Origin of the sequence: Ideonella alba (assembly GCF_018069845.1) — a bacterium.
In the GTDB taxonomy this organism is placed as follows: Bacteria; Pseudomonadota; Gammaproteobacteria; order Burkholderiales; family Burkholderiaceae_C; genus Ideonella; species Ideonella alba.
In genome coordinates this window covers 821,293-830,633 of sequence record NZ_JAGQDD010000001.1, presented here as the reverse complement: position 1 = coordinate 830,633, position 9,341 = coordinate 821,293, and the positions used below count along the sequence as shown (strand labels likewise).

General features: G+C 70.8%; 6 protein-coding genes. 2 read left to right on the top strand and 4 right to left on the bottom strand.

Features of this window, described 5'->3' with window-relative positions:
• Positions 1-222: 222 nt before the first annotated feature.
• Positions 223-1,503 (bottom strand): solute carrier family 23 protein, encoded by a 1,281-nt coding sequence (locus tag KAK03_RS03625; protein ID WP_210851796.1) that lies wholly within the window; start codon positions 1,501-1,503, stop codon positions 223-225.
• 147 nt (positions 1,504-1,650) lie between these two features.
• On the opposite strand from KAK03_RS03625, the gene KAK03_RS03620 reads away from it, so the two are divergent.
• The gene (locus tag KAK03_RS03620) at positions 1,651-3,783 is read left to right on the top strand and encodes a hybrid sensor histidine kinase/response regulator (RefSeq protein WP_210851795.1); all 2,133 of its coding nucleotides are present in this window, start codon (positions 1,651-1,653) and stop codon (positions 3,781-3,783) included.
• Here KAK03_RS03620 and KAK03_RS03615 read toward each other — a convergent pair.
• From KAK03_RS03615 to KAK03_RS03605, 3 genes are read right to left on the bottom strand one after another with little or no spacing between them, the layout of a single operon-like run.
• Positions 3,771-5,468, bottom strand: coding sequence for an ABC transporter ATP-binding protein (locus KAK03_RS03615; protein WP_210851794.1), 1,698 nt, complete (start codon positions 5,466-5,468; stop codon positions 3,771-3,773). The two genes, KAK03_RS03620 and KAK03_RS03615, sit on opposite strands and share 13 nt — an antisense overlap.
• A complete protein-coding gene (locus tag KAK03_RS03610; protein WP_210851793.1) occupies positions 5,465-6,481 on the bottom strand; it encodes an ABC transporter permease in 1,017 nt (338 codons plus the stop codon). The genes KAK03_RS03615 and KAK03_RS03610 overlap by 4 nt, the downstream gene beginning before the upstream one ends.
• Positions 6,478-7,416, bottom strand: coding sequence for an ABC transporter permease (locus KAK03_RS03605; RefSeq protein WP_210851792.1), 939 nt, complete (start codon positions 7,414-7,416; stop codon positions 6,478-6,480). Before KAK03_RS03605 ends, KAK03_RS03610 begins: the two co-directional genes overlap by 4 nt.
• Positions 7,417-7,532: 116 nt before the next feature.
• Here KAK03_RS03605 and KAK03_RS03600 point away from each other — a divergent pair, with 116 nt between their 5' ends.
• Positions 7,533-9,335, top strand: a complete 1,803-nt coding sequence (locus tag KAK03_RS03600; RefSeq protein WP_210851791.1) for an ABC transporter substrate-binding protein — start codon at positions 7,533-7,535, stop codon at positions 9,333-9,335.
• Positions 9,336-9,341 lie beyond the last annotated feature (6 nt).

The window sequence follows — 9,341 nt, the reverse complement described above, 5'->3', positions numbered from 1 at the left end:
CGCTCGCCTGCGGCTCGCTCCGGTCAAACAGTGTCGACCAAGTCAGTGCACGAGGCGCGCCTGCGGCGCGCGCCCCGGGGCGTCTGCGCTCCTCGGCGCCCCCGACAGCGCCACCATCCCCAGGCCGCTCAGGCCTTGGCTGAATCCACCGTTGGCGTACTGCAGCAGGCATGGCCCATCGCGGCCAACGGCCGCTGTGGGCAGGTTGCGGCCCCTCGGCGCTCAGCCCCGCTTCTTCAGCAGCAGGTGCAGCAGGATCGCCCCGAAGGTGGCGGTACCGATGCCACCCAGCGCGAAGCCGCCGAACTTCAGCGTGTAGTCGCCGGTGCCCAGCACCAGCGTGACGGCGGCGACGATCAGGTTGGCGTTGTCGGAGAAGTCGACCTTGTTGTCGACCCAGATCTTGGCGCCGGCCACGGCGATCAGGCCGAAGACGACGATCGACACGCCGCCCATCACCGCCAGCGGGATGGCCTGGATCAGCGCGCCGAACTTGGGGCTGAAGCCCAGCACGATGGCGATCAGCGCGGCCACCACGAACATCGCGGTGGAGTAGATCTTGGTGGCGGCCATCACGCCGATGTTCTCGGCATAGGTGGTCACGCCGGTGCCCCCGGCGCTGCCCGAGACCATGGTGGCGATGCCATCGCCCAGGAAGGCGCGGCCCATGTAGCGGTCCAGGTCCTGGCCGGTCATGGCGCTGACCGCCTTCACGTGGCCCAGGTTCTCGGCGACCAGGATGATCGCCACCGGGGCGATCAGCAGCATCGCACCGGCGTCGAAGACCGGCGCGGCAAAAGCCGGGGCGCCAAACCAGGCGGCGCTGGCGACGGCGCTGAAGTCCATCGGCTTGCCCAGGCCCAGGCCGTTGGTCAGGACCGCGTAGATCACGCTGGCGATGATCAGGCCCACCAGGATCAGCAGGCGCTGCAGCATGCCGCTGGTGCGCACCGCCACCAGGCCCACGCACAGGAAGGTGATGGCCTGCATCCACTTGTCGAAGTCGGTGGGCGCCATGTTCTTGATCGGCACGCCTGCCAGGTTCAGGCCGATCACCGCCACCACCGCACCGGTCACCACCGGCGGCATCAGTGACTCGATCCACCGGGTGCCGATCACCTGCACCAGCAGGCCAATCAATGCGTAGACCGCGCCGCAGGCGATGATGCCGCCCAGCGCCACGCCGATGTTGGCGTTGGCGCCCGAGCCGCCGTAGCCGCTGGCGGCAATCACCACGCCGATGAAGGCGAAGCTCGAGCCCAGGTAGCTGGGCACCCGGCCGCCCACCACGGCGAAGAAGATCAGCGTGCCGATGCCCGACATCAGGATCGCCACGTTCGGGTTGAAGCCCATCAGCAGCGGCGCCAGCACCGTGGCACCGAACATCGCGATCACGTGCTGCACGCCCATCGCGGCGGTGGCTGGCCAGGGCAGGCGTTCATCGGGGGCGACGACGCGACCGGCTTCGGCCGGCACTTCGCGCCAGGTGGGGATCAGGCTCATCGGGACTCCTCGGGTAGGGATGTTCTGTGGGCACCGTCCGCGCCAGGGGTGTGCGGCCGGACGGGCCGCCGCAGTGTAGTGCCGTGCGCGCACACCCCTGATTCGAGGCTGTGCGGATGCGCCACCGTGTGCGACCATCGCGGCCTCATGACCAAGCGCCCGCAGGATTCCGGGGCGACAGCGGCTCCGGTCAACACCACTGCGCTGTTCGAGCGTCTGTCGCGTCCGCAGACCGATCTGCTGGGCGTGCGGGTGCTGCGCAGCGTGCTGCTGACGATCGCGCTGGTGGTGGGCGTGGGCGTGCTGCTGACGCTGGTCCTGGGCAATCCCTTCGGCCTGGCGGTGCCGCGGCTGGCGATGTCGCTGGTCCTGCTGGCCTTCGTCGGCGTGTCCGAGTGGCTCAGCCGGCGCCAGCACCAGCGGGCGGCCGCCTGGGTGCTGGCCCTGGGCGCCACGCTGGCCCTGGAGGGCGCCGGCTTCGGCACCCGCCTGGGGCTGAATGCCGTGGCGGTGTCCGGCATGGCGCTGCTGATCACGCTGATCGGCGCCGTGCTGACGCTGCGCAGCGCGCTGGTGCTGGCGGGGATCCATCTGGTCTCGCTGGGCACCATGGCCTGGATGCACAGCCACGGCATCTGGCTGCTCGACCTGGGGCCGCGCGCGCCCTCGGACGTGCTGCTGTCGCACCTGCTGCTGACCGGCGCCAGCGTGGCCGGCGCCGCCATCGCGTCGAAGCTGGTGGCAGGCACACTGGGCCGTGCGCTCTCCGAGAACCGCCGCACCGCGGAGCTGCTGCGCATCAGCTCCGACTGGACCTATGTGCTCAATGCCAAGGGCCGGCTGGTCGACATCTCGCCCTCCTTCGAGTCGCACACCGGGCTGCGGGTGGATGACTTCCTGAATCTGGACGAGCCGGGCCGCCCGCGCCTGCGCGACGATGTCGGTGCCCGGCAGCTGCGCGAGGCGCTGCAGGCCCAGCGGGCGTTTCGCAACCAGCGCCTCATCTTCGACCTGCCGGGCGGCGGCTGGCTGGCGGTGCAGGGCAATGGCGAGCCGCTGTATGACGAAGACGGCCGCTTCCTGGGCTGGTGGGGCGCGTCGCGCAACGTGACCGCGCAGGTCGAGGTGGAACTCGCCCTGGCCGAGGCGCGCAGCCGCGCCGAAGCGGCCAACGAGGCCAAGAGCGCCTTCCTGGCGACGATGAGCCACGAGATCCGCACGCCGATCAACGGCGTGCTGGGCCTGGCCCGCCTGGTGCGCCGCCTGCCTGCCGACCAGACCGAGCGCCGCGAGGAACTGCTGGACCTGCTGTCGGGCGCCGCCACCGAGCTGTCCGACCTGGTCAACGACGTGCTGGACCTTTCACGGCTGGAAGCCGGCAAGCTCAGCCTGCGCCCGGCCACGATTGACCTGCACCGCCTGGCCGAGTCCTGCCTGCGCGCGCCGGCCACGCTGGGCCGCGAGCGCGGTCTGACGCTGACGCTGCAGATCGCACCCGACGTGCCCCGCCATGTGGTCACCGACCCGCTGCGCCTGCGCCAGATCCTGGACAACCTGCTGGGCAACGCGCTGAAGTTCACCGACCGCGGCGAGATCGTGCTGGCGCTGCGGCTGGCCGCGCCGGACCGCCTGGCGATGGAGGTGCGCGACAGCGGCATCGGCGTCGCCCCCGAGATGCGTGCCCGGCTGTTCCAGCCCTTCGAGCAGGCCGATGCCACCCGCCGCCGGCGCCACGGCGGCAGCGGCCTGGGCCTGTCGATCTGCGCCGAGATCGCACGGCTGATGGGCGGGCGCATCGAACACCAGGATGCCGACGGCGGCGGCAGCCGCTTCATCGTCGAGCTGCCGCTGGAGCTGCCGGCGCAGCTGCCCGCGGTGCCGGCCGAGCCCGCCCCGCACGAGCCTCTGCGCGGCCTGCGCGTGCTGCTGGTCGAGGACAACACCGTCAACATGATGGTCGCCTCGGCGCTGCTGGCCGAGCAGGGTGCCGAGGTGCTGGAGGCGGCCGACGGCGAACAGGCGCTGGCGCTGGCGCGCCAGCACGGCGCGGCGATTCATGCAGTGCTGATGGACCTGCACATGCCCGGCATGGACGGCTTCGAGACCACCGACGCGCTGCGAGCGCTGCCCGGCGCACCGGCCTGGCCGGTGCTGGCGCTGTCGGCCAGCGTGCTCAGCGCCGAGCGCGAGCGCGCCCGCGCGCACGGCATGGCCGACTTCCTGGTCAAGCCGATCGAGACCGAGGAATTGGTGCGCGCACTCAAGCGCTACGCCGTCTGAGCGCTCCAGCCCCGGGGCACCGCGCCGATCAGCCGGCGCGTGTAGTCCTCGCGCGGGGCGTGCAGGATCTGCTCCACGCGGTCGTGCTCGACCACGCGGCCGTCCTTCATCACCATCACCTCGTCGCTGATGAAGCGCACCACCGCCAGGTCGTGGCTGATGAAGACATAGGCCAGGCCCAGCTCGTCCTGCAGGTCGCGCAGCAGGTTCAGCACCTGGGCCTGCACCGACACATCCAGCGCGCTGACCGCCTCGTCGAGCACCAGCACCTCGGGATCGAGCGTCAGGCAGCGGGCGATCGCGATGCGCTGGCGCTGGCCGCCCGAAAACTCGTGCGGGTACTTGCCGAAGGCCTCGGCGCCCAGCCCCACCTTGGTCAGCAGCGCCAGCGCGCGGGCTTCGCGCTCGGTGGCGTCGGCGCCGATGCCGTGCAGGGCCATCGGTTCGACCAGCGCCTGACCCACGGTGAAGCGCGGGTTCAGTGACGCATACGGGTTCTGGAAGACGATCTGGATGCGCCGGCGCATCGCCAGGCGCTCGGCATCGCCCAGGGTCAGCAGGTTGCGGCCGTCGAAGATCACCTCGCCGGCGGTGGGCTCGTGCAGCCGCAGCAGGGTCAGGCCCATCGTCGTCTTGCCCGAGCCCGACTCGCCCACCACGCCCAGCGTGTGGCCGCGGCGCAGACGGAAGTTGACGTCCTGCACCGCCTTGAACTCGCGCTGGCCGAACAGGCCCTGGCGCAGGAAGAAGCTCTTGGCCAGCGCCTTGACCTCCAGCACCACCGGCGCTGTCGGGTCCTTGGGTGCGGCGCTCTGGCGCGGCAGCCGGCCGGCGATGTGGTCGTCGATCACCGGCAGGCGCGCGGCGTTGTCCTCCAGGCTGGGCCGGCAGGCCAGCAGGGCGCGGGTGTACGGGTCCCGGGGCTGGCCGAACAACTCGGCTGCCGAGCCGCGCTCGCGCACCGTGCCGTGGCGCATCACCACCACCTCGTCGGCAATCTCGCCGACCAGGCCCAGGTCGTGGCTGATGAACAGCATCGCCAGACCGTGCTGGGCTTTCAGCCGGGCCAGCAACTCGATGATCTGGCGCTGCACCGTCACGTCCAGCGCGGTGGTCGGCTCGTCGGCGATCAGCAGGCGCGGCTCGCAGGCCAGCGCCATGGCGATCATCACGCGCTGCTGCTGGCCGCCCGAGAGCTCATGCGGGTAGGCCGACAGGCGTCGCCGCGGCTCGGGGATGCCCACCTCGGCCAGCAGCTCCTCGGCGCGCGCCAGTGCCGCGCGGGCCGACAGGCCCAGGTGCAGGCGCAGCGGTTCGACCAGCTGGTCGCCGATCGTGAAGACCGGGTTCAGCGAGCTCATCGGGTCCTGGAAGACGCAGGCCACCTCGCGGCCGCGCAGCGCACGCAGGCGTGCCGGCGGCGCCTGCAGCAGGTCCTCGCCCTGCCACAGGATGCGGCCGCTGCACTCGGCGTTGTCGGGCAGCAGGCGCACGATGGACATGGCCGTGACGCTCTTGCCCGAACCCGACTCGCCCACCAGCGCCACCGTGCGGTGGGCCGGCACGTCGAAGCTCACCGTCTGACCGTCGCGCCCCACGGCCTGGGCATGGCGCTGCACGCCAGCCTCGCGGCCCATGCGAAAGCGCACCGCCAGGTCCTGCACGCTCAGCAGCAGGTCACTCATTCCAGTCCCCTCAGCTTCGGATCCAGCGCGTCGCGCCAGGCGTCGGCCATCAGCGAGAAGGCGGTGACGAAGACCGCCATGAAGGCGGTGGCCGCCGCCAGTTGCCACCAGTAGCCCAGGATCAGCTCGCTCTGCGCATCGGCCAGCATCGTGCCCCAGCTGACCTGGTCCACCGGCACGCCCAGGCCCAGGTAGCTCAGGATCACCTCGCTCTTGATGAAGCCCACGACCAGCAGGCTCATGCGCACCAGCACCACATGGCTGACGTTGGGCAGGATGTGGCGGAACATGCGCACGCCGTGGCCGGCGCCGATGGCCTCGGCGGCGCGCACGTACTCGCGGCTGCGGTGCTTCATGAACTCGGCGCGCACCTGGCGGTACAGCCCGGTCCAGCCCACCAGGCCCAGGATCAGCACCACCGTGCCGATGCCGCGCCCGAACACCGCCGCGAAGGCGAAGATCAGCAGGATGTCGGGGATGGCGGTGAAGACGTTGTAGACCCACTCCAGGAAGTCGCCGATCTTGCCGCCGAAGTAGCCCGACAGCGCGCCCAGCAGCGTGCCGATCAGCGTGGCCAGCAGCGCCGCCAGCACCCCCACGAAGACCGAGATCTCGGTGCCCTTGATCGCCTTGGACAGCACGTCGCGGCCCAGGCGATCACCCCCCAGCGGCAGGGTCTCGGCGCGCGGCGTCTCGGTGCTGCGGTAGCGCTTGGCGGCCTCGGCCCATTCGGCGTAGCGCGGCGCCAGCGGGTCGATGTCGCTCAAGTCGACATTGGGTCCCTTGGGCTGCTCGACGGCCCCCGTGGCCTGCGCCGCACGTGGCCCCAGGAAGCCGGGCGGCGCATTGGGCACGCCCACCTCGGTCTGCCAGTCGGCGGCCACCAGGCGCAGCGCCGCCGCGGCGATCAGCGCCAGGAAGGCCAGCACCACCACCATCGAGACCAGGCCCACCCGGTCGGCCTTGAAACGCCGCCAGCCGGCCTGCCAGACGCCTTCGGAGTGCGCGCTCATTTCAGCACCACCCGCGGATCCACCGCCTTGTAGAGCAGGTCGGTGGCCAGGTTGATCAGCATCGTCAGCATCGCCAGGTAGACGGTGGCCGCCTGGATCACCGGGTAATCGCTGCGGTTGACGGCCAGCAGCACCTCGCGGCCCAGGCCGGGAATGGAGAAGAAGACCTCGATCAGGAAGGAGCCCACGAAGATGCCCGGCAGCGCCAGGCCCACGTTGGTGAGGATCGGGATCATCGCGTTGCGCAGCACATGCTTGAACAGCACGCGGCGCTCGCCCAGGCCCTTGGCGCGCGCGGTGCGCACATAGTCCTGGCCCAGCTCATCCAGGAAGAAGCTGCGGTACAGCCGGGTCTGCGGCGCCACACCCACCATCACCGCCAGCAGCACCGGCAGCGGCGCGTAGCGCAGCAGGTTGGTCAGCGTGGAGTCGCTCCAGCCCTGCACCGGGAACCAGCCCAGCTGGAAGGCGAAGACGTACTGGCCAACGATCACGTAGACCAGGAAGGAGATCGACAGCGCCACCGTGGTGATCACCATCAGCGCGCGGTCGGTCAGCGAGCCGCGCACATAGGCCACGCCCAGCGCGATCGGCACAGCCAGCAGGGTGTCGAGCAGCAGGATCGGGCCCATCACCGTCAGCGTGGCCGGCAGCCGCGTGGCGAACAGGTGCGCCACCGATTCCTGCGTGGCCCAGCTGCGCCCCCAGTCGAAGGTGGCGATCTGCTTCAGGAAGATGCCCAGCTGCACCCACCAGGGCTGGTTCAGGCCCAGCTGCTCGCGGATCGCCTCGACCTGCTCCGGCGTGGCGTTCAGGCCGCCCAGGATCTCGGCCGGGTCGCCGCCGAAGAACTTGAACAGCACGAAGACCAGGGTCACCACGCCCAGCAGCGTGGGCACCATCTGCCACAGTCGTCTCAACAGGTAGGCGGCCATGAACTCCTCTTGCGCCAGCCGGGGAATCGGCGCAGTGTAGTGGCGCCCAGGCCGTCGCCAAGGCCATGGCTAACCCGACCGGACGCGCCGCGCGGGCATCGGCACAATCGGGCCCGATGCTGCGCCTGCTCGCCCTCTTCCCGCTTGTGCTGCTGGCCGCGCTGGCCGGCCCGGCCCGGGCCGCCGAGCCGGCGCGCGTGCTGCACTACGCCTTCCCGATTGCCGAGACCGGCTTCGACCCGGCGCAGGTCTCCGACCTGTACTCGCGCACCGTGGTGGCCAACATCGTCGAGTCGCCGCTGACCTACGACTTCCTGGCCCGGCCAGCCCGGCTGAAGCCGCAGACCGCCGAGGCCCTGCCGGTGCCCAGCGACAACTTCCGCACCTGGACGCTGCGCATCCGCCCGGGCATCTACTTCGCCGACGACCCGGCGTTCAAGGGCCAGCGGCGCGAGCTGGTGGCCCAGGACTATGTCTACACCATCAAGCGGCTGTACGACCCGGCGCTGAAGAGCCCGGTGGTCTCGCAGCTCGAGAACGCCCGGCTGCTGGGCCTGTCCGAGCTGAAGCGCCAGGCGCTGAAGGACAAGACGCCCTTCCCCTACGACCAGGAGGTCGAGGGTGTGCGCGCGCTCGACCGCTACACGCTGCAGTTCCGCCTGGCCGCGCCGGCGCCGCGCTTTGCCTATGTGCTGGCCGACGGCGCGATGCTGGGCGCGGTGGCGCGCGAGGTGGTCGAGCACTACGGTGACCAGATCATGGCCCACCCGGTGGGCACCGGGCCCTTCCGCCTGGCCGCCTGGAAGCGCTCCTCGAAGATCGTGCTCGAGCGCAACCCCGGCTTTCGCGAGCAGCACTATGACGAACAGGCCAGCCCCGGCGACGCCGAGGGCGAGGCCATGGCCCGCCGCCTGGCCGGCCGGCGGCTGCCGATGCTCGACCGGGTGGAGATCTCGATCGTCGAGGAATCGCAGCCGCGGCTGCTGGGCTTCCTGAACGCCGAGCACGACTTCCTGGACCGTCTGCCGCCCGAGCTCTCGCCGATGGCCGCCCCCGGCGGACAGCTGGCGCCGCACCTGGCGAAGAAAGGCGTGCAGCTGCAGCGCATGCTGGGGGCCGACATCGGCTACAGCTACTTCGGCATGGAGAACCCGGTGGTGGGCGGCTATGCGCCGGCCCAGGTGGCGCTGCGCCGGGCGATCGCGCTGGCCTACGACACCCAGGCCGAGAACGTCCAGGTGCGCAAGGGCCAGGCGGTGGCCGCGCAGTCCATCGTGCCGCCGCACACCACCAGCTACGACCCCGCCTTCAAGAGCGAGATGAGCGACCAGGACCTGGCCCGCGCCCAGGCCCTGCTGGATCTGCACGGCTGGATCGACCGCAACGGCGATGGCTGGCGCGACCGCCCCGATGGCCAGCCGCTGACGATCGAGTACGCCACCCAGCCCGACCAGGCCTCGCGCGTGCTCACCGAGATCTGGCAGCGGGCCTTTGATGCACTGCGCATCCGCGTGCAGTTCAAGCCGGCCAAATGGCCCGAGAACTTGAAGGCCTCGCGCGCCGGCAAGCTGATGATGTGGGGCGTGGCCTGGAGCGCCACCACCCCCGACGCCAGCTACATGCTCGACCTGATGTACGGCCCCAGCAAGGGCCAGGCCAACCATGCGCGCTTCAACCTGCCCGAGGTCAACCAGCTGTTCGAACGCCAGGCGGTGCTGCCCGACGGGCCCGAGCGCCAGGCGCTGATCGACCGCATCAAGCGCCTGGGCGTGGCCTACATGCCCTACAAGATCAACCACCACCGGCTGCACACCGACCTGCTGCAGCCCTGGGTGGACGGCTACCGGCGCCACCCGTTCATGCGCGAGTTCTGGCGCTACCTGGATGTCGACCCGGCGCGCCAGGCGGCCCGTCACTGAGGAGAG